Below are 19,828 nucleotides of genomic sequence, written 5' to 3'. Positions count from 1 at the left end.
TAAGAAGAAGAAATTTATAACATCAGTTACTGGAAAAAGCAGGAGTATTGAATTATTGATTGAAAAAGATCAGTTACCTGAATTTAAGTAGGGGCAACTGATCAAAATATATGTGAAAGAGTACTAGAGCCTAGAGCCTAGAGCCTAGAGCCTCCGGCAGAGGGAGACGCAGCACCAAACAACCCCACCGCGCGACTGATCGCTGACGGCTGAAAGCTGATAGCTCTCTGTGTTGGGTTTCGCTGCGCTCTACCCAATCTACGCCAGAGCTTTAAAACTTTCCTCTTTCTAACTTTACTCTCGCTAACTCACTACAAACCACAGTGCCCCTTGCTTCCCTTAGGTTGTTATGCGATAAAGCGTTTTATATTTATAATACAATTCGGGTTTACTGTGTCTCGTAAGAAAACAACCAAGTCAAAAGGTTCTTCAGGGTTAAATCGTAAAAATAGTGAAGCATTCATCGCTAAGTTCTCATCTCATCCTGATACGCATCTATGCGCATCGGGTTTAATGTATAAAGTGATTGATGATGTTGCAGGGGATCGCGTGACAGAGTTCGATACAGTGGTCATTAATCAACGTATTATGCTTGCTGATGGCAGTGTCATTGCCGACAGTTATAAAGCGGGTATGCCAGAGGTGTTTGCTTTATCAGAAGCTACAGAAGGGTTACGAGAAGGTTTGTTATTAATGAATATCGGCTCTCGCTATGAATTTGTGATCCCCCCAGAGCTTGCTTGGGGTAAAAAAGGTAACGGCGGAAAAATTGGTGCGAACGCAGTGCTGCATTTTGACGTTCGGTTGATGCGTTTAGCTTAATTCTCTTTTAGCATAAGTCCTTTAGCATAACTCGACAGAGTATTTGAAACGCGTTAACGTTCACTACTGGTTACTGAGGAACATTATGGACGCATTTACTTCACGAGTTTATTTTCTTCGCCATGGCGAAATTGCCACACCGGGTATTCTTTCTGGGCAAATCGATGTTGACTTATCAAAGCATGGTCTTGAACAAATGCGCCAAGCCTCAGCTGAACTGTTGAATTTAAATGCTATTTATAGCTCACCGCTAAAGCGTTGCTCAGTCTATGCTGATTTTTTAGCAAATCAACACACATTGAATGTTCAGTATTTCAATGCGCTGAAAGAGTTTAATTTTGGTGATTGGGATGGCCAAGACTATCAGCAGCTTTGGCAGCAAACCAGTAAACCTCATATCGGTGATTTTTGGCAGCATCCTTGGCAGGTAAAAGTACCCAATGGTGAATCAATGGCTGACTTTTACGCAAGGGTAGAAGCTTGGTGGCAAACGTTTTTAAACTCATTGAGTGAAACTAAACATACTCAGTCATTGGTAATCAGCCACGCTGGTGTGATTAAACAAATTCTTGCTATTGTTTGCCAGATGCCAAAACAGTCAGCCACGCATTTAAATGTTTTCCACCTCCCTTATGCGGGACTTGTTACACTCGATGTATATATAGATGAACAAGGAAAAACTTGGCCAAAAATTGTTTTTTAGCCATCTAGAGTGATATTCATTGAATTATTTACTTAGCCCGCCATAATACACATATGCTATGGAATGGAGTGAAATTCTCCAGCTGTTCCCGCAACTGTAATCCATCATAAGTATGGTCAGCCAGATACTTAGCACTAACAATTAATCATCGAGCGGGTAAACTCACGTCATTTTCTGGTACTTATCAGTGCTTTCTTGTGCGTTGTGGTTGCTCGCCAAGAGAGAACAAGCTTGCAACAAACTAGCCACGGCTCTGCGCCATTAATATCAGTCTCTGATTTAAGTTGGGGTATTGCGAATAAAACAATACTTAAATCAATTAGCCTTGAGTTAAAAGCTGGGCAGTTTATAGGTTTACTTGGCCCTAATGGTGCAGGTAAATCAAGCTTGCTGCGTTGTCTTTATCGTTACTTGAAACCTCAACAAGGGGCTGTGTTGCTAAACGGTGAAGATATCTGGCAAATCAATGCTGATGAGTTTGCAAAGCAGGTTGCTGTAGTTTTACAAGAGTCTCCATCGCAGTTTAATTTGTCTCTGTTCGACGTGGTGAGTTTAGGGTTAACACCTCATAAGCGACTTTTCAGCGGCACGTCTATCAATGATAAGCAGCGAATATATCAAGCGATTGAGCAGGTTGGTTTGTCTCATCATAGTGAGCAAGTATTCGATTCGCTCTCTGGTGGTGAAAAGCAAAGAGCACTCATTGCACGCTCAATTGTACAGCAACCTAAGCTTTTGATCATGGATGAGCCTACCAGTCATCTTGATGTTAAATACCAAATTCAAATAATGGAATTAGCAAAGTCCCTCGATGTGACTGTGCTTGCCTCTTTTCATGACTTAAATCTTGCAGCGAGTTTGTGTGATGAATTACTGGTAATTGACGAAGGGCAATTGGTTTGTCAGGGGCAACCAAAAGCGGTGCTTACTGAGCAGCTGTTGAGCGATGTATTTGGTGTCTGCGCTGCGGTGTCTGCTCATCCGCAATCAAACACCGATAAGTTTATCCCGCATATAACTTATTTTTATGGCTATCAGACACAGGAGCATCAAAATGACTGATGCAATGCGTTTAAGTATCTGTGTTGTTGTTGGGCTTATTAGTTGTTTTTTCGCTCTGAGCTTTGGTGCTGCAAACACACCATTGAGTGAGGTATTTAATGGCCTATTTAGCCCAGGCAGTGATGAATTCGTGCAGCGGATTATTTGGCAGTTGCGCATGCCAAGAACGGTGCTGGCATTTTTAGCAGGATCTGGACTGGCTCTTGCGGGATTAATTTTGCAAACCGTAACCCGAAACCCGCTTGCTGATCCTTACTTGTTTGGTATCTCTTCAGGGGCTTCATTTGGTGTGGTGTGCTTTATAGCCCTTACTGGTGCGGGCTTTGGCTTAAGCATGTCAGTAGCGGCGTTTGTAGGGAGCTTACTCTCAATGCTGTTGCTCATTGCTATTGCAGGGCGTCGACATGTTGGTCAAGTTGAAGCCATGTTACTTGCCGGCGTTGCTTTATCCTTCTTATTTAGCGCTCTGACTAGCTTGCTGCTTTATTTTAGTGATCCTCAAGCAATTACAGCTATTTTATTTTGGACAATGGGCAGTTTTTCTCGGGCGCAGTGGGGCACTCTTTGGCTGCCGTTTACCGTTATTATTGCCTGTATGACTTTGATGATTGCATTTCGTCGTCAGCTAAATGCAATGTTGCTCGGTGATGAAAGTGCTGCGACTTTGGGGATTCATGTGCAACGCTTTCGGATCATGATGCTGCTGCTAAGTTCATTAATTACAGCGGTGCTTGTTGCTATGTGTGGGGGCGTTGGTTTTGTCGGCCTGATGATCCCACATATTGTGCGCTACTTTTCGCCGCAAGGCAGCAGCCATAACTTAGTCATGACATCCTTGGTCGGAGGTATTTTTATGGTGTGGGTAGATGTGTTATGCCGAACCTTATTGAATAACCAAGAACTACCTGTTGGTGTGATCACAGCCGCTATCGGTAGTGTGTTCTTTTTATTCTTACTTTATTTTCGTAAACAGAGCAGGTAGCTAATGTTTAATATCATGCCTCTTAATCAGCAATTTTCAGCTGTAATTCAACAAAAAATAGACCTTAAAACAAAGCCGCTTGGCGCCTTAGGTCAGCTTGAGAGTTGTGCTAAACAATTAACGCTTATTTTTTCAAAGCAGCTTGGTAGTGAGCAGGCGCTACTTGCCTTTAAACCAGTTATTTCAAAGCCTTCTCTGGTTGTATTTGCAGGCGACCATGGTGTGGCAAGTCAAGGTGTGTCAATTGCTCCTAGCACTGTTACATCACAAATGGTGGCAAACTTTGCAGCTGGAGGCGCTGCAATCAATGTATTTTGTCGCCAGCTTGGTTGGCAGCTCGAAGTTGTCGATGCCGGAACACTCACTACAGCACATGATAAAAGTGTGCATAACCAGCGTTTAGGTGAAATCACTGCCCCACTGAATACTGAAATGGCCATGTCTCGTAGCCATGTTGAAAAAGGATTTGAATTAGCAAAGCAGCGAGTGCATTCACTCTATGAGCAAGGCAGCAATACTATTGCGTTTGGAGAGATGGGTATTGGTAATACTACAAGTGCTGCGGCATTAATGGCAGCTTTGTTGTCCTTACCTGCCAACCAATGTGTTGGTAAAGGCACAGGTGTGAGTGATGAGGTTATAGCTAAAAAAATTAAGGTTGTAGAGCAAGCCCTCCAATTGCATCAAGCTCATTTTGATGACCCATTAATGACGCTTGCGGCATTAGGTGGTTTTGAAATTGTACAGATCACCGGCGCCATTTTAGCTGCTGCTGAACTTGGCATGGCAGTGGTTGTTGATGGCTTTATTTGTACTGCAGCAGCGCTTGTTGCAACTCGGATTAATGCAAACGCTCGCGATTACATGTTATTTGCCCATGCCTCTGATGAGCAAGGGCACAAAACAATGCTCAATGCCTTGCATGCAGCACCTTTATTGCAGCTTGATTTACGTTTAGGAGAGGGCACCGGGGCTGCGCTTGCTTTACCTTTACTGCAAGCATCTTTGGCGTTTTATAATGACATGGCAAGTTTTGCCGATGCTAATGTTGAGCAAGTAGTTTGATATGAGCGCTGAACAACACACTTCTGATTCTACCCCAAGTCAGCTTCAGTTATTTTTACTGGCGCTCAGCTTTTTAACGCGTATACCCGTTAAATTAAACTTTGCAGTATCGAATAAGGCGCTCAATCAGGCCAGCCGCTATTTTGCATTGGTCGGAGTATTATTAGGCGCAATTTTAGCGTTAAGCTTTTTGCTGCTAAGTTGGTTATTCCCCCCAGCCATTGCAGTCGCGTTAGTTATGGCATTTAGCTTGATAATCACAGGGGCATTTCATGAAGATGGGCTTGCTGATGTCTGGGATGGCTTTGGTGGCGGTTGGCAAGTTGCAGATAAGCTCAACATTATGAAAGATAGTCGCTTAGGCACCTATGGTGCTGCGGCGCTTTTGATGGCTTTATTAGTTAAGTACCAAACACTTGTCGCACTTAGCGAGGCAACCAGTACTCTGATTATTGCTCTTGTTTTAGGACAAAGCTTAAGCCGGGTTGTAGCAACAAGTTTAATTGCAGATATGGACTATGTAAGTCAGGACGCCACATCTAAAGTAAAACCAATTGCGATGTATTTAAGTACGCAAAGTTATCAAATACTGTTAGCAACTGGCTTTGCTGTGTTAGCAATAGCATGGTTGTTTTTTGGCTTCACTCTAGGGCAATTATTAATACTCGTCAGTGTGCTTTTTGTTACTCGTTTACTATTGAAGCGCTGGTTTGAAAAGCAGTTATCTGGCTATACCGGCGATTGCTTAGGTGCTGCCCAGCAAGTATCTGAGCTTGTTACCTACTTATGTCTAGTGAGTATGTTATGAGCCAACAACATACTTTAATTTTAGGCGGTGCTCGCAGCGGTAAAAGCCGTTTTGCTGAGCAGCTGGCAATAAATTCAGACAAGCCACTTATCTACATTGCTACAGCAAATGCGGGTGATGAAGAAATGACAGCCCGAATTAATAGGCATCAAGCAGAGCGCGCTAAGCATTGGCAACTTATTGAAGAGCCTTTGCATTTGGCTAAAACATTACGACAGTATAGCCAAGCTGAAAACTGTATTTTAGTGGACTGTTTAACCTTGTGGTTGAGTAATTGCTTATGCCAGCAGGGTGAAGCATTTTGGCTTGAGCAAAAAGCGGCCTTACTCGATGTGCTATCGCAATTGTCTGGTGAGGTGATTTTTGTCAGCAATGAAGTGGGTCATGGCATTGTGCCGCTCGGTGAATTAAGCCGTCAGTTTGTTGATCATTCAGGTTGGTTGCATCAAGCCTTAGCACAGCAAGTTGCACGTGTTGAGTTTGTGATTGCAGGTCTTGCACAAACTTTGAAAAGAGAACAATGATGAAAACATTAATGGTGCAAGGCACAACTTCAGATGCAGGCAAAAGCACCCTTGTTGCAGCACTTTGTCGGATCTTTGCAGAGCGAGGCATTAAGGTTGCACCTTTTAAGCCACAAAATATGGCGTTAAATAGTGCCGTAACCGCAGATGGTGGCGAGATAGGCCGAGCACAAGCTTTGCAAGCTGTAGCGGCAAAAGTGCCCGCAGAAGTCGATTTTAACCCTATCTTATTAAAACCTAACAGTGATACTGGGGCGCAGGTAATCGTTCATGGTAAAGCGCTTTCGAATATGGAAGCGGACAGTTATCACGACTACAAAAAAGTGGCGATGGATGCGGTTCTTACTTCGCAGCAGCGTTTAAGTGAACGTTTTGAATTACTGGTTGTTGAAGGTGCTGGGAGCCCTGCAGAAATAAACCTGCGCGAAAACGACATTGCCAATATGGGCTATGCTGAGGCGGTAGATTGCCCGGTGATCATTATCGCCGATATCGACAAAGGCGGGGTGTTTGCCCATTTAGTCGGAACGTTAGCCTTGTTGTCTGACTCAGAGCAGGCGCGCGTTAAAGGCTTTGTGATTAACCGTTTTCGGGGTGATATTGCGTTATTGCAAGGCGGTCTTGATTGGTTAGAGCAATACACCAACAAGCCTGTGCTTGGGGTGTTACCTTATTTACATGACTTAGCACTAGATGCTGAAGATGCCGTTGCTATAAGCAATCAGGTAGATAAACCACAATTGCGCATAGTAGTGCTATTGCTACCTCATATTAGTAATCACACTGACTTTGATGCACTGCGATTACAACCAGAAATCGATTTACAGTATGTACGTCATACCCAGACTATTCCAAGTGTTGATCTGATTATTATTCCGGGCAGTAAAAATGTCCTTAACGACTTAGCGTTTTTAAAAAATGAAGGTTGGCACACACAAATAAAACGTCATTTACGCTATGGCGGTAAAGTGCTCGGAGTATGTGGTGGGCTGCAAATGTTAGGCAACTATCTTGCTGATCCACATGCTGTTGAATCCAATTTAGGCAGCGCAGAAGGGCTAGGGTTGGCTGACTTTGAAACGCAGTTAGGGCAGCAAAAAGTACTAAACCAAGTCACTGGCATGCTTCATTTAAATCGTAGTGGTAAAACAATTTCAGGCTATGAAATTCACGCTGGTATAAGCCAAGGGCCCGCACTTGAAAAGCCATTCTTGAGTTTTAATAATCACCCAAGTGGATTTAAAGTGGATGGCTTTATTAGTGATGATAACCAAATAGCAGGTACTTACTTACATGGCTTGTTCGATACGCCAGAGGGAGTAGCTGAGCTAACTACTTGGCTTGCACCAAATAGCCAAATAAAGCCGATTGATATTAACTTAAACCGTGAACAGCAGCTAAGCCGTTTAGCCAATGTGGTAGCAGAGAATCTCGATATTGAACAAATCATCAATATTTATGAGAACTTCAACTTAGAGTCATAAGGAACAACAATGAGCGAACAGAATCAAGATAAGCACCAACAGCGCCAGCAAAAAGTAAAAGAAAAAGTCGATGAACGTATTGCTGCTGCGCAAAAAGAGCAAGGTATTTTTCAGGTCATAACTGGTAATGGTAAGGGCAAATCTACCTCTGGATTTGGTACTGTCGCACGCGCTGTTGGTCACGGAATGAAAGCAGCTGTGTGTCAGTTTATTAAAGGGACTTGGGAGTGCGGTGAGCGTAACCTACTCGAAAAAGCAGGGGTTGAATTTGTTATTATGAACACCGGTTTTACCTGGGAGACACAAAACAAAGAGTCAGACACCGCAGCTGCACAAGTGACATGGCAAGAAGCGAAAAGAATGCTCAAGGATGAGTCGATTAACCTCGTTATGCTAGACGAAATAACCTATATGATCACTTACGGCTATATTGACTTAGACGAAGTGTTAGAGGCAGTAAGCTCTCGACCAGCCATGCAATCGGTGATTATTACAGGACGTGGTGCACACCGTAAATTGACCGACTTGGCTGACACAGTCAGTGAAGTTAGAAACGTAAAACATGCTTTTGATGCTGGCATTAAAGCGCAAAAAGGGTTCGATTATTAACATGAAACCCATCAAGTTTGCACTCTTAGGTTTTTTATTAAATTTACCCGCACTTGCACACGCTCATGAAATTAAAGAGCCACAGCGTATTGTTGCTTTAGCACCGCACATTGTTGAAAACCTGTTTGCGATAGGTGCTGGCGATCGTATCGTTGGTACGGTTGATTTTGCTGATTACCCAGCACAAGCGAATGATATTGAACGTGTTGGTGGGTATTACGGCGTCAATATGGAAAAGTTACTGTCACTTAAGCCAGATCTTGTTTTAGCGTGGAAGACAGGAAATAAAGCTGATGACCTCGCTTATATCGAAAAGCTAGGTATTCCTGTTGCTTATAGTAATCCGGATCAAGTTGATAATGTTGCTGATGAATTACGTAAGCTCGGCACGCTTACGCATTTACAAACTAAGGCAGATAAGGTGGCCAATGAGTTTGCAGCTAAACTCAATGCAATTCGTGCCTCTCAGCAAGGTAAAAAAGCCGTGCCTGTTTTTTATCAATTATGGCCAGAGCCGATGATGACAATTGGCGGAAATACCTGGATTAATCAGCTTTTAACTATTTGCCATGCTGAGAATGTGTTTGCTAATAGCGATACTGATTACCCGCGCATTAGTATTGAAAATGTATTGGTTGCTAAACCTGAGGCGATTATTATTCCAGACGAAAAAACTAAAAAGCCGCAACCGAAGATAGACTGGCGTCAATGGCCTGAACTGCCGGCAGTGCAGCATAACCAGTTTATTAGTGTGAACGCAGATCTATTGCATCGTTTTACAACCCGTATGCTAGATGGTTTAAGCGATATGTGTGGTAAAATAGACATTTCTCGTCAGCAAATACAGGCTTCAAAATGATCGATTGGCAAACATTTCTAGATACCGAGCTTGCTAAACCCTACATGCAAGAAACCTTGCAATATGTAGCTGATAGACGCGCAGCAGGTGTGACCGTTTATCCAAAAGATGAGCAGGTATTCTCAGCTTTTGATGCCACACCACTGAGCGAAGTCAAAGTGGTTATTTTAGGGCAAGACCCTTATCACGGAGAAGGCCAAGCCCATGGTTTGTGTTTTTCGGTATTGCCGCAGGTTAAAAAACTACCGCCATCATTAAAGAATATATACAAGGAACTAGCCACAGATATTGATGGGTTTGAGATACCCCACCACGGTTACTTGCAAAGTTGGGCAGAGCAAGGGGTGTTTTTACTTAATACCGTACTTACTGTTGAACAAGGGCAGGCTCATTCTCATAAGCAGCTTGGCTGGGAGCAATTTACCGATGCAGTGATTGCGCTTATTAATCAACACTGTGAAGGTGTGGTGTTTATTTTATGGGGCGCACATGCACAGAAAAAAGGTAAACACATTGATACCTCGCGTCATCATGTGATCCAAGGTCCGCATCCGTCACCGCTTTCTGCTCATCGAGGTTTTTTTGGTTGTCAGCACTTTTCTAAGACAAACCAAATGCTTATTGATCAAAACAAAAAACCGATCAATTGGTCATTACCACAAATTTTATAACAAAAACGTAAAAGGCCCATAATAAGGGCCTTTATTTTACAAAAAATCTAATTCGTCTATGTCAATACTATCAGTAAAGTAATCAAGCTCCTTTAGTTCTTTACGTAATCTGTGTTTATCTTTTAACGCTTCGATTTCGCGCCATTTTCTTTTTTTATTTTTTGTGGAGGTCTTTTTTGTTTTACCAGGACCTTCTAATATTTCTAAAATATCGTCTAGGCTATCCATGAACTTCTCCCATTTATTTTTTGAACCTCGGAAATACGTATACCATAGGCAAGGTAAAAATAGAACAAAAAAGTGACGATAATGTTACAGAACTGTGATTGATAGATGAATAGATCAAGGAATTAGTTATTTCAGAAACAAAAACGCCACCGGGAGGTGGCGTTTTAAAAAATGCTGTAATTTGAATTACATTGCTTTAAAACGAGCTTCTAATTCAATTTGTGCTTCTGCGAACGAGCGAATACCTTCAGCGAGCTTTTCTGTTGCCATTGCATCTTGGTTATGTAACCAACGGAACTGGCTTTCAGTCAGTGGTGCTGGTTTTTCTTCAACAGTAAAGTCGTTATCTAGCAGGTATTCTTGTGCATCAGTTAGTTGACCTAGCTCTTCTAAAAGTGCAGGGCTAATGGTTAACTTATCACAACCTGTAAGCGCGATGATTTCGCCTGTATTACGGAAGCTTGCGCCCATTACCACTGTTTTGTAATCGTGACGTTTGTAGAATTCGTAGATACTACGAACCGATTGCACACCAGGATCGTTCAGTGGATCAGTTGGCTTTTCCATACCGTTAGCAACATGCCAGTCTAGGATACGGCCAACGAATGGTGAAATTAAAAATACGTTCGCATCGGCACATGCGCGAGCTTGTGCTTCAGAGAATAACAGCGTTAAGTTACACTTAGTGCCTTCTTTCTCTAATTGCTCAGCGGCTTTGATGCCTTCCCACGTTGATGCAACTTTGATCAGGATTTTATCTTTGCTCACACCTTCTTTTTCGTACAGGCTCAATAAAGTGTGGGCTTTATCGATTGTCGCTTGCGTATCAAATGATAAACGCGCATCTACTTCTGTTGAGATATAACCTGGAACAATTTCACTGATTTCTTTACCAATTAAAACAGCAAAGTAATCACAAGCTAGCTCAAGTTGTTTAGCTGCATCTTGCTCGGTTTCTTTGGCATATTGCCACGCTTTATCTAAATAAGGCTTGTACGCTTCAATTTCACTGGCTTTTAAAAGTAAAGACGGATTAGTTGTCGCATCTTCTGGTTGGTGCTTTTTGATAGCTTCGATATCACCTGTATCTGCAACAATAGATGAATGCTGTTTAAGCCTTTGTAGTGCTGAAGTCATTTGCTTTCCTCATTCCAAGCAAGTTAAAAGAATATCCATTATAGCCACCTTTATGCTGCAACACTATGACAGTGTTTAATAGGTCAAATGTCCTTAATATAGAAAACTAGAACATTATGTATGAAAGAGCAGCGGATAAAGGCAGGACGAAACAAAACGTGCATTTTGATTCAATTAATGTTGAAATTGACATCAAATAAATTACAAGTCAATAGCTAAGTATGATCACTGTTATTTCACCTGCAAAGAATTTAGATTACGAAACCCCAGCCACGACCGATAAATTCACTCAACCTGAATTACTCGAGCATAGCGAAGAGTTAATGTCAGTTTGCCGTGATTTAACACCAGCGCAAATTGGTAGCCTAATGAAAATCAGCGATAAACTAGCTGGTTTAAACGCAGCACGATTCTCCGAGTGGTCGCAGCCATTCACGCAAGATAACGCAAAACAAGCCGTGTTGGCTTTTAATGGCGATGTGTACGGTGGTTTAGATGCACAATCATTAACCAGTTCAGACCTCAATTACGCGCAGTCACACTTACGTATCTTGTCTGGCCTTTACGGTGTGCTGAAGCCGTTAGATTTAATGCAGCCTTACCGTCTTGAGATGGGTACTAAACTTGAAAACCCACGTGGTAAAAACTTGTATCAGTTTTGGGGCAGTGTCATCGCCGAAAAGCTTAATACGGTACTTGCTGAGCAAGATAGTAAGTATTTAGTAAACCTTGCTTCGAACGAGTATTTTAAAGCAGTTGATAAAAAAGCGTTAAATGCGCAAATCATTACGCCGCATTTTAAAGACTGTAAAAACGGCCAATATAAAGTGATTAGCTTTTATGCGAAAAAAGCCCGCGGTATGATGGCGCGTTACATCATTGAAAATAAAATTACCCAATTGAGTGATTTAAAAGATTTCACCGTTGCAGGTTATTACTTTAGTAGCGATGCAACAGCAAAAGAATTAGAGCCTGTTTTCTTACGCGAAGAGCAGAACTAATTTTTAGCAAAATGAATTAGAGAAGCCGTGCTTAGCACGGCTTTTTTTATGGTTTTAATACACCCAATTAGAAATGGCGCTTATCTTGCAAAATACCCTGTTGTGTAATTAATTCATCAAGGTATAAAAATGTTAAAAATTCCGACAGTAAGTGAAGCTGAAAAGCTAATAGAAGAAAAACTCGGTGGCTGGATTGATATCATCATAAGCCATATTCCAAACTTTATTGTCGCAGTAGTTATCACCATTGTATTTTCATTGCTGGCGCGTCTTGTTGGTTCAATGCTCAGAAAGCTATTACGTCGCTCATTAGAGTCTTCGCAAATAGCAGACTTAATGTCATCAATAGCAAAGGTTATTGTGCTATGTGTAGGCTTATTTGTAGCCCTTGATTTCTTGGGTCTCAGAGGCACAGTCACCTCTTTACTTGCTGGTGCTGGTATTGTTGGTCTTGCGATTGGTTTTGCCTTTCAGGACATGACAGAGAACCTTATAGCGGGTATTGCTATGGGTATTCGCAAACCATTTAAAACTGGCGATGTTATTCGCACCGAAAGCGTGTTTGGTACTGTACGGGCGATTAACCTTAGAAACACCCTCATTGAGAACTTTTATGGGCAACTTATCTTAGTCCCTAACAAGATTTTATTTAGGAACATACTCAGTAACTACAGCACCTTAGGTGTGCGTCGTATCGAGGTGCCTGTGGGTATTTCATATGCCGACGATCCCGAGCAAGCCGCTGAGGCGATTGTTAAAAAAATCAATGAGTTTGATTTTGTTATTAAGCAAGAAGAAACCGCCGTTTACGCCGAAAGCTTTGGTGATAGCAGCGTCAACTTACTGGTTTGGTTTTGGATTAAATACCCCGGCGAAGCGAATTTCATGACCGTTCGTCACAAGGCTGTTGTGGCAGTTAGAAACGCCCTAAGCGAAGCTGACATGACCATCCCATTCCCAATCCGCACATTAGATTTTGGCATCAAAGGCGGTGAGAAACTAAACGCCATGATAAGCGAAAAACAGCAGAATAAAGACACTGAAAAACCGCAAACCGATGAGTAAAATTTACTGACTCATCGGCGTGATTTACACAGGGAAGTGTGGTTGTGAGAAGGAGAGAAAAGAGGACTCTCAGATCAATCACCAAGTCAAATGTTAGCTAGTTTAAAGGAAGAAGCGAGTAAGGATGGGAAATTATAAACTTAATATTCAAGCCGAGGCTGATTTGAGCATAGTGATGCATTATGTCGATATCTGAGAATTAACATAAATAACCTGAACCTGTTAAATAATTTAAAGGAGGTTGGGAGTGTAAATTCGCGCGAAATAAATTTTACGTCTACGGTAAGCTATTTATGGCTTAGAGCTTGAAATTTACGGTTTAAAGCTGGGTTCCCGTGTTGGGTTTCGCAGCGCTCAAACCAACCTACCTTAAAGTTTTGTCCTACAAAAAAAGCGCAAGCAGTTTAACTGGTTGCGCTTTTTTATTTATTCGATATGCCAACGATTAGTGAAGGATACGTGCTCTGATTGTACCTTCAACAGCACTTAGCTCTTTAAGAGCGACTTCTGATTGGTCTGTATCGACATCAATTACTACGTAACCAATCGCTTCGTCAGTTTGTAAGTACTGGGCTGCGATGTTGATACCGTGCTGTGCGAACGCTTGGTTAATTTGCGTTAGAACACCTGGGCGGTTGTGGTGTACGTGTAACAAACGGCTGCGGTTTGCAAGTTCAGGCAGGGATACTTCAGGGAAGTTAACTGCAGTAATGGTTGAACCATTATCTGAGTATTTAGCAAGTTTGCCCGCTACTTCAATACCGATATTTTCTTGTGCTTCTTGTGTTGAACCACCAATGTGTGGTGTCAAAATCACGTTATCGAACTCGCGTAACGGTGATACAAACTCTTCATCATTTGATTTTGGCTCTACAGGGAATACATCGATTGCAGCACCGCTTAGCTTGTTTTCACGAAGTGATTCAGCCAGTGCATCAATATCAACAACTGTTCCGCGAGAAGCGTTAATTAGAATTGCGCCTTGCTTCATTACTTCAAGCTCTGCCATACCAATTAGGTTCTTCGTTTGCGGTGTTTCTGGTACGTGTAAGCTAATAACATCAGCACGCTGTAATAACTGAGTTAGGTTATGAACTTGCGTTGCGTTACCGAGTGTTAGTTTGTCTTCAATATCATAAAACTCAACGTTCATACCGATATTTTCTGCCATGATACCTAGCTGTGTACCAATGTGGCCGTAACCAATAATACCTAAGGTTTTACCACGCGCTTCAAATGAACCGTTGGCTGATTTTAACCAACCGCCACGGTGTGCTAGGGCATTACGCTGTGGAATACCACGAAGTAATAATAAGATTTCACCAAGTACTAATTCTGCAACAGAACGAGTGTTTGAGAATGGTGCGTTAAATACCGCAATACCACGCTCACGGGCACCTTGCAGGTCGACTTGGTTAGTACCGATACAGAAGCAGCCGATAGCGACTAGCTTTTCTGCTGCTTCTAATACCGCTTCACTAATATGAGTGCGAGAACGAAGGCCTACAAAGTGCACATCTTTAATGCGCTCGATGAGCTCGTCTTCAGGTAAGGAAGTTTTTACGTAATCAATATTACTGTAGCCATTACGTTTAAGCGTTTCTACAGCACTTTGGTGCACGCCTTCCAGCAAGAGAATTTTAATTTTGTCTTTTGCTAACGATACCTTACTCATATCCTCATTCCTATTTACTTTATTTGCGGCCCATTTTTGGTGCCTATAATGACTTTATCTGCACCGCGATGGGCAAATAAGCCGTTTGTTACTACACCAACAATCTGGTTGATTGTTAGCTCTAATTCTTTGGCATTGCTGATGTCTAAATTGTGCACATCTAAAATGACGTTGCCGTTATCAGTTACAACACCTTCACGGTAAACTGGATCTCCACCTAGTTTTACAAGCTCGCGGGCTACATAACTGCGTGCCATTGGGATCACTTCAACTGGAAGTGGAAATGCGCCTAATGTTGCAACTTCTTTTGATTCATCAACAATACAAACAAATTGTTTTGCTACCGCTGAAACGATTTTCTCGCGTGTTAGCGCAGCACCACCGCCTTTGATCATTTCGTTATGTGGGTTGATTTCGTCTGCGCCATCAACATACACATCAAGGCTTGATACGTCGTTTAACTCAAACACTTCAATACCGAGTGCTTTTAACTTTTCAGTAGAAGCTTCAGAGCTTGAAACTGCACCAACAATGGTGTCTTTTACTGTACCAAGTGCATCAATAAAATGATTCACTGTAGAGCCTGTACCTACACCAACAATGGTGTTTTCATTTACAAACTCGAGTGCTGCCCAGGCAGCGGCTTTTTTTAATTCATCTTGCGTCATAATTATGTGCTCAGTTAGCTATCAGAGAGGCCTATAGTATACAAAGAGTTTGCTTACCATTGGTAGATTTTCTCTGGGGTTATAATGTGTTTTAACGGTACATCCCACGATTCAATAGGTAATGCAGCTACATGCTGACATTGATGCGCAAGACCGATTAATATCGGTTTTTGCCAATTTTCTTGGTAATACCGAGCCAACGTTTTGTCATAAAACCCACCGCCCATTCCTAAACGGTTACCTTGATCGTCAAATGCCACTAATGGCATAAGTAAAATATCAAGCTTGTCTAAAGGACATATTTGACTGCAATTCAACTTGGGCTCCAAGATACCATAGCGATTAACAGTCATGGGTGAATTTTCTTCATACCTCTGAAAGTATAAAGTTGTACCGTTGAAGGGATGAATAATAGGTAGGTATAAAGAGTGGTTTTTTTGCCATAAATCTTTAATTAACAATGATGTGTCAAGCTCTCCATCATTGCTAAAATAGATGCCTATACGCGCTTTTTGAGGAGTTTCTAATGATTTTATGTGTTGAGTAAATTTCATTTTAAGCGTAATTGCTGCATTTTTTTGCTGCTCTTCGGTCAGTGAATTACGCTTTTTTCGGATGGATTGTCTAATTTCTGTTCGTGTGTTGCTCATGTCAATATATACATCAACTTTCTAAGAAAGAGAAAAGCTCAGGGAATAACTCCACAATACCAAGAATGATCAATAAAACAATCACCATCGCAATCAAAGAGTAGAGTAGGGTATTTGAGCGTTTTTTTACAGGTTCAGCGAGTTCTTCATCAAGTAGAAGCTCATCATCTTGCCAGCTTTCATCTTGATCGCTATTACTGCTCTTTTCAACATCAGGTAAACGTTGTTCTAAGTCATCGAGCTTTTCTTCTAGGCGGATCAAACTACTAGTGATGTAATCAAGCGCATCAAATATACGTTCATCACGTTGCTTTGCATCTAGGCTGCTAGTGGATTGCGATTGGCTAAGAGGTTGTAGCTTTGCTTTTATACCTACACTGGCTAATAGCTTCGCTTGCTTAAGAGCCTTTTCTTGCTCGCAAGGAGCGAATATTGGCTTATGCTCGAAAAATCCAGCTACTTTGTTTGTGCTGGTTTTAAGCTTGCTAGCTAGTTGCTCTGTGGCATGTGTTTGATCAATACCAGCCTCAAGTCCTGCAAACATCACACGAAATTTGTCTGCCATCTTTTAGTTATCCTAATCCTTAATGTAGATAACAAAAGTATAAACCTAAATAGATCAATGGATAAACAAAAGCCCGTACAAAACGGGCTTTTTCTTTATAAATGAACAAAATATTTATTTAGTATTTTGCTGCTTTGCCTTCAGCTGGCAACGAGTTAAGGATAAACTCGCGTAGATCATTATTTGAAGACTCAAGATCTGCATGACGTAAATACATCATGTGTCCGCTGCGATAACCCTTAAAGCTTAGGCGATCTTTCATTTTACCACTTGGGTCTAATTGCCACATTGTGTACTTAGCATCAAAGTAGTTAGTTGCACCATCATAGTAACCTGATTGAATCATTACATTTAAGTAAGGGTTTTGCGCCATTGCTAAACGTAAGTTTTCGCCGGTATTGTTGCCGCTGCGATCCCACGGGTGAACATTACCAAATAGGTTATATTTGATATCTGTTTTGTAGTTAAGCTCTTCACGTAGGTAATAGTTAATTGCTGGCGTGAATGAGTGTAACCATGAGGTAAGCTCAGCCCAGTAATCTGGTGACTCACCAGCATCACGTTTATCAATACCTAGATAACGAGAGTCTAAACGACCAACAGTTTGACCGCGGTCACGTAATAATTCTTTCCAAAAGAAATTAGTTGGAATATCAAGGTTGTTTTGCTCAACAAACTTCTCAGATAAGCCTGCGTATTTTGCTGCTTGTTTGATAATTGCACGCTTTTCATCTGCAGGTAAAAAGCCACCTTTAGCAATTGCTGGTAAGAACTTATTTACGGTGAACTGTTCTACTTCAGGAAGTAACTCGTCTAAGTCTTTTGCTTGTAAATCTGCGCTGAGGGCTTTGTGGTACCAAGCTGTTGCTGCAAAGTAAGGTAGGCGGTTAGCTGCTTCTACGGGGCCTTCACGTTTAATACCAATCTCAGTTGGTGAGACTAAAATAACGCCGTTGATATACATCCATTGGCGGTTTTGTAATTCGTGCGCAAGACCTGATACACGTGTTGTACCATAGCTCTCACCAATTAAAAACTTAGGTGAGCGCCAGCGCTCGTTGCGAGAAACAAAGGTATTTAGCCACTCTGCTAAGTATTTGATGTCAGCGTTAACACCAAAAAACATTTTTTGTTGATCTGATTTACTAGGCAGCTCACCCTTTTCGTTTTCAAGTACACGTGAATAGCCGGTATTAACCGGGTTGATATAAACAATATCTGCTACGTCTAAAATTGAATAAGGGTTATCTTTTACGCCATAAGGTTGAACAGGGTAGCCTTCGTCATCAATTTTTAATACACGTGGTCCAGTATAAGCAAGGTGCATCCACACTGATGCAGAACCTGGGCCACCGTTGAATGAAAATACCAGAGGGCGTTTTGTTCTATCGTCTACTTTGTCACGGGTATAATAAGTATATTGCAACGTTGCAACGGCATTGCCTTGCTCATCCCAAACGGGTTGCGTACCAGTGGCGGCGGTATATGAAAAGCGCTCGCCGTTAATGCGTGCTTTATGCTCTGTGACTACTTTGCTGTCGACATCAATGCGACGTGCGTTATCTGCAAAGCTAGGAGTGCTAAAGGTCAGTGTCAGTGCTGTTACCGATAAGCCAATAAAACTAACTAGTTTCATGTTGATTCCTTATTATTCGATTTATAGCTATTAAAAATTAAAGCTAACTCGATGACAAACTAATGAGACTAGTGACCAATATTCGCTGTTGAAGTGGAAATTAACCGAAAATCATGAGCAAATAACAAAAAAATCCTTTTTTTTACTAAAGATAATTTGCTTAATTATTTAGCTAGATTGAAAAATGGCGTATATTTAGCGTGTTTATAATCTGTGCACGTGCGCTTAGAAAGAGAAGTTATAATGCAAAGAGTGTTAGTTGTTGAAGACAGTAAGGTGGTGCAGCAAGTGTTACGTCACTTGGCTGCTCACTATCTCGATGTCGCTGTCGACTTTGCGTGGTCCCTAAAAGAAGGGATAAATTTAATTGCTGAACACGATTATACATTAGCATTGGTCGATTTAACCTTGCCAGATGCAATGAATGGTGAAGTGGCTAAGTACACGCTTTCAAAGAATATTCCGACCGTTGTCTTGACCTCTAAAATTGATGAGTACATCCGCCAACAAATGTTAGAGCTTGGTGTGGTTGATTATGTCGTTAAAGATAATCGTGATTCGTACCATTACGCAATAAAGTTAGTTGCACAATTACTCAGAAACGATGGTAGCAAAGCGCTGGTGGCTGATGACTCAGTATTGAGCCGCACTTTAATGAAGCAAATGCTCGAAAAGCAATTATTTGCAGTGAGTGATGCCCAAGATGGTGAGCAAGCGTTGCAAATGCTCAAAGACGACCCAGAAATTAAATTGTTACTTACTGACTATGCAATGCCAACAATGGATGGTTTTGAGTTGGTTAAAGCGGTGCGTAATTTCCGCGGCCGCGATGACTTAGCCATTATTGGTTTGTCGGGGGCTGGTAAGCATGGTTTATCGGCGCGCTTTATTAAATACGGTGCTAATGACTTTTTAACAAAGCCATTTATGAATGAAGAGTTTCATTGCCGTGTTATGCAAACCATGGAACAACTCGCTCTAATAGCCGATATTAAAGAAAGTGCATATCGCGACCATTTAACAGGCTTACACAATAGACGCTATTTTTATCAATACGCCGAAAAAATATTAAAGAATGTTGAACAAGAGAATGTTTTAGCCTTGCTTGATATTGATTACTTCAAGAATGTTAATGATCAATTTGGTCACGAAGCGGGTGATCAGGCGCTTAAGCAAGTTGCATCATTCTTAAAAGCAAAGTTTGATGATTTTACCGTGGCACGTATTGGTGGTGAAGAGTTTGCAGTTGTGCTCAATAATATGGATCTAAAAAAGGCAGAGCAGCGATTAAATACATTTAGAGAGCAGTTAGCCAGCCATGCCTTTTCTATTAATGGTGAGCCTTACTCATTGACCATGAGTATTGGTATGACTCCATTTCAAAAAGTGTCGTTAACAGCTGCTATGCGTATTGCAGATAAAGCGCTATATCAAGCCAAGCAACAACAGCGAAATTGCTTAGTTATTCAATAATTGAGTAAATTGCACCAGCTCAGGTTAATTGTTAATAAAATGCACCATATGGGTGCATTTTTTTTGTTCAAAAACCAATATTAAAATATAAATCATTGAATATTAATAATAAAAAATAGTGGCACAAAGGTTGGATTACAT

At 41.5% G+C, this 19,828-nt stretch carries 21 protein-coding genes and 1 riboswitch; of the genes, 14 read left to right on the top strand and 7 right to left on the bottom strand.

Annotation, left to right across the window (positions count from 1 at the left end; translation table 11 throughout):
- Nucleotides 1–393: 393 nt before the first annotated feature.
- The 11 genes from L1264_RS16225 (at nt 394) to ung (ending at nt 9,589) form a co-directional block, all read left to right on the top strand.
- Entirely contained in the window at nt 394–822 is a 429-nt protein-coding gene (locus tag L1264_RS16225; protein ID WP_199526189.1) for an FKBP-type peptidyl-prolyl cis-trans isomerase, read from the top strand.
- Between the two features lie 85 nt (nt 823–907).
- Nucleotides 908–1,525, top strand: a complete 618-nt coding sequence (locus tag L1264_RS16220) for a histidine phosphatase family protein (RefSeq protein ID WP_135923702.1) — start codon at nt 908–910, stop codon at nt 1,523–1,525.
- Between the two features lie 60 nt (nt 1,526–1,585).
- Nucleotides 1,586–1,653: riboswitch (cobalamin riboswitch) on the top strand.
- A 103-nt stretch (nt 1,654–1,756) separates the two neighbouring features.
- The gene (locus L1264_RS16215; protein WP_199526188.1) at nt 1,757–2,587 is read left to right on the top strand and encodes an ABC transporter ATP-binding protein; all 831 of its coding nucleotides are present in this window, start codon (nt 1,757–1,759) and stop codon (nt 2,585–2,587) included.
- Nucleotides 2,580–3,569 (top strand): FecCD family ABC transporter permease, encoded by a 990-nt coding sequence (locus L1264_RS16210; RefSeq protein WP_199526187.1) that lies wholly within the window; start codon nt 2,580–2,582, stop codon nt 3,567–3,569. Before L1264_RS16215 ends, L1264_RS16210 begins: the two co-directional genes overlap by 8 nt.
- A gap of 3 nt (nt 3,570–3,572) precedes the next feature.
- Nucleotides 3,573–4,634: a nicotinate-nucleotide--dimethylbenzimidazole phosphoribosyltransferase gene (gene cobT, locus L1264_RS16205; RefSeq protein ID WP_199526186.1), complete on the top strand. Its 1,062-nt coding sequence runs from the start codon at nt 3,573–3,575 to the stop codon at nt 4,632–4,634.
- A 1-nt stretch (nt 4,635) separates the two neighbouring features.
- Nucleotides 4,636–5,442, top strand: a complete 807-nt coding sequence (locus tag L1264_RS16200; protein WP_199526185.1) for an adenosylcobinamide-GDP ribazoletransferase — start codon at nt 4,636–4,638, stop codon at nt 5,440–5,442.
- The gene (gene cobU / locus L1264_RS16195; RefSeq protein WP_199526184.1) at nt 5,439–5,966 is read left to right on the top strand and encodes a bifunctional adenosylcobinamide kinase/adenosylcobinamide-phosphate guanylyltransferase; all 528 of its coding nucleotides are present in this window, start codon (nt 5,439–5,441) and stop codon (nt 5,964–5,966) included. Before L1264_RS16200 ends, cobU begins: the two co-directional genes overlap by 4 nt.
- Nucleotides 5,966–7,450: a cobyric acid synthase gene (locus L1264_RS16190; protein WP_199526191.1), complete on the top strand. Its 1,485-nt coding sequence runs from the start codon at nt 5,966–5,968 to the stop codon at nt 7,448–7,450. The genes cobU and L1264_RS16190 overlap by 1 nt, the downstream gene beginning before the upstream one ends.
- 9 nt (nt 7,451–7,459) lie before the next feature.
- The gene (cobO, locus tag L1264_RS16185; RefSeq protein ID WP_135923708.1) at nt 7,460–8,059 is read left to right on the top strand and encodes a cob(I)yrinic acid a,c-diamide adenosyltransferase; all 600 of its coding nucleotides are present in this window, start codon (nt 7,460–7,462) and stop codon (nt 8,057–8,059) included.
- Nucleotide 8,060: 1 nt separating this feature from the next.
- The gene (locus tag L1264_RS16180) at nt 8,061–8,918 is read left to right on the top strand and encodes a cobalamin-binding protein (RefSeq protein WP_199526183.1); all 858 of its coding nucleotides are present in this window, start codon (nt 8,061–8,063) and stop codon (nt 8,916–8,918) included.
- On the top strand, nt 8,915–9,589 hold the full coding sequence (gene ung, locus L1264_RS16175) for a uracil-DNA glycosylase (RefSeq protein ID WP_199526182.1): 675 nt from the start codon (nt 8,915–8,917) through the stop codon (nt 9,587–9,589). The genes L1264_RS16180 and ung overlap by 4 nt, the downstream gene beginning before the upstream one ends.
- A gap of 36 nt (nt 9,590–9,625) precedes the next feature.
- Here the strand turns inward: ung and L1264_RS16170 are convergent, their stop codons facing one another.
- Both L1264_RS16170 and tal read right to left on the bottom strand, forming a co-directional pair.
- On the bottom strand, nt 9,626–9,817 hold the full coding sequence (locus L1264_RS16170; protein WP_135923711.1) for a DUF3545 family protein: 192 nt from the start codon (nt 9,815–9,817) through the stop codon (nt 9,626–9,628).
- A gap of 186 nt (nt 9,818–10,003) precedes the next feature.
- On the bottom strand, nt 10,004–10,954 hold the full coding sequence (gene tal / locus L1264_RS16165) for a transaldolase (RefSeq protein ID WP_135923712.1): 951 nt from the start codon (nt 10,952–10,954) through the stop codon (nt 10,004–10,006).
- 221 nt (nt 10,955–11,175) lie between these two features.
- On the opposite strand from tal, the gene yaaA reads away from it, so the two are divergent.
- Nucleotides 11,176–11,955: a peroxide stress protein YaaA gene (yaaA, locus tag L1264_RS16160; protein ID WP_199526181.1), complete on the top strand. Its 780-nt coding sequence runs from the start codon at nt 11,176–11,178 to the stop codon at nt 11,953–11,955.
- A gap of 129 nt (nt 11,956–12,084) precedes the next feature.
- Complete coding sequence (locus L1264_RS16155; RefSeq protein ID WP_199526180.1) at nt 12,085–13,020, top strand: mechanosensitive ion channel family protein; 936 nt, start codon at nt 12,085–12,087, stop codon at nt 13,018–13,020.
- A 445-nt stretch (nt 13,021–13,465) separates the two neighbouring features.
- Here L1264_RS16155 and serA read toward each other — a convergent pair whose 3' ends face one another.
- The 5 genes from serA to L1264_RS16130 form a co-directional block, all read right to left on the bottom strand.
- Nucleotides 13,466–14,695, bottom strand: coding sequence for a phosphoglycerate dehydrogenase (gene serA, locus L1264_RS16150; RefSeq protein ID WP_135923716.1), 1,230 nt, complete (start codon nt 14,693–14,695; stop codon nt 13,466–13,468).
- Between the two features lie 14 nt (nt 14,696–14,709).
- Nucleotides 14,710–15,363: a ribose-5-phosphate isomerase RpiA gene (rpiA, locus tag L1264_RS16145; protein WP_135923717.1), complete on the bottom strand. Its 654-nt coding sequence runs from the start codon at nt 15,361–15,363 to the stop codon at nt 14,710–14,712.
- Between the two features lie 53 nt (nt 15,364–15,416).
- The gene (locus tag L1264_RS16140) at nt 15,417–16,013 is read right to left on the bottom strand and encodes a 5-formyltetrahydrofolate cyclo-ligase (protein ID WP_199526179.1); all 597 of its coding nucleotides are present in this window, start codon (nt 16,011–16,013) and stop codon (nt 15,417–15,419) included.
- A 13-nt stretch (nt 16,014–16,026) separates the two neighbouring features.
- On the bottom strand, nt 16,027–16,578 hold the full coding sequence (locus tag L1264_RS16135; RefSeq protein ID WP_135923719.1) for a hypothetical protein: 552 nt from the start codon (nt 16,576–16,578) through the stop codon (nt 16,027–16,029).
- A gap of 118 nt (nt 16,579–16,696) precedes the next feature.
- A complete protein-coding gene (locus L1264_RS16130) occupies nt 16,697–18,214 on the bottom strand; it encodes a S10 family peptidase (protein ID WP_135923720.1) in 1,518 nt (505 codons plus the stop codon).
- Nucleotides 18,215–18,457: 243 nt separating this feature from the next.
- On the opposite strand from L1264_RS16130, the gene L1264_RS16125 reads away from it, so the two are divergent.
- Nucleotides 18,458–19,687 carry a response regulator gene (locus tag L1264_RS16125; RefSeq protein ID WP_138557272.1) on the top strand — a complete coding sequence of 410 codons (1,230 nt, stop codon included), beginning with the start codon at nt 18,458–18,460 and terminating at the stop codon, nt 19,685–19,687.
- Nucleotides 19,688–19,828: the final 141 nt, after the last annotated feature.

The sequence above is a fragment of the Pseudoalteromonas sp. APAL1 genome, assembly GCF_021532475.1.
Lineage (GTDB): Bacteria > Pseudomonadota > Gammaproteobacteria > Enterobacterales > Alteromonadaceae > Pseudoalteromonas > Pseudoalteromonas lipolytica_C.
The sequence above is the reverse complement of the archived record's forward strand: the minus strand, read 5'-3'. Positions and strand labels throughout refer to the sequence as shown.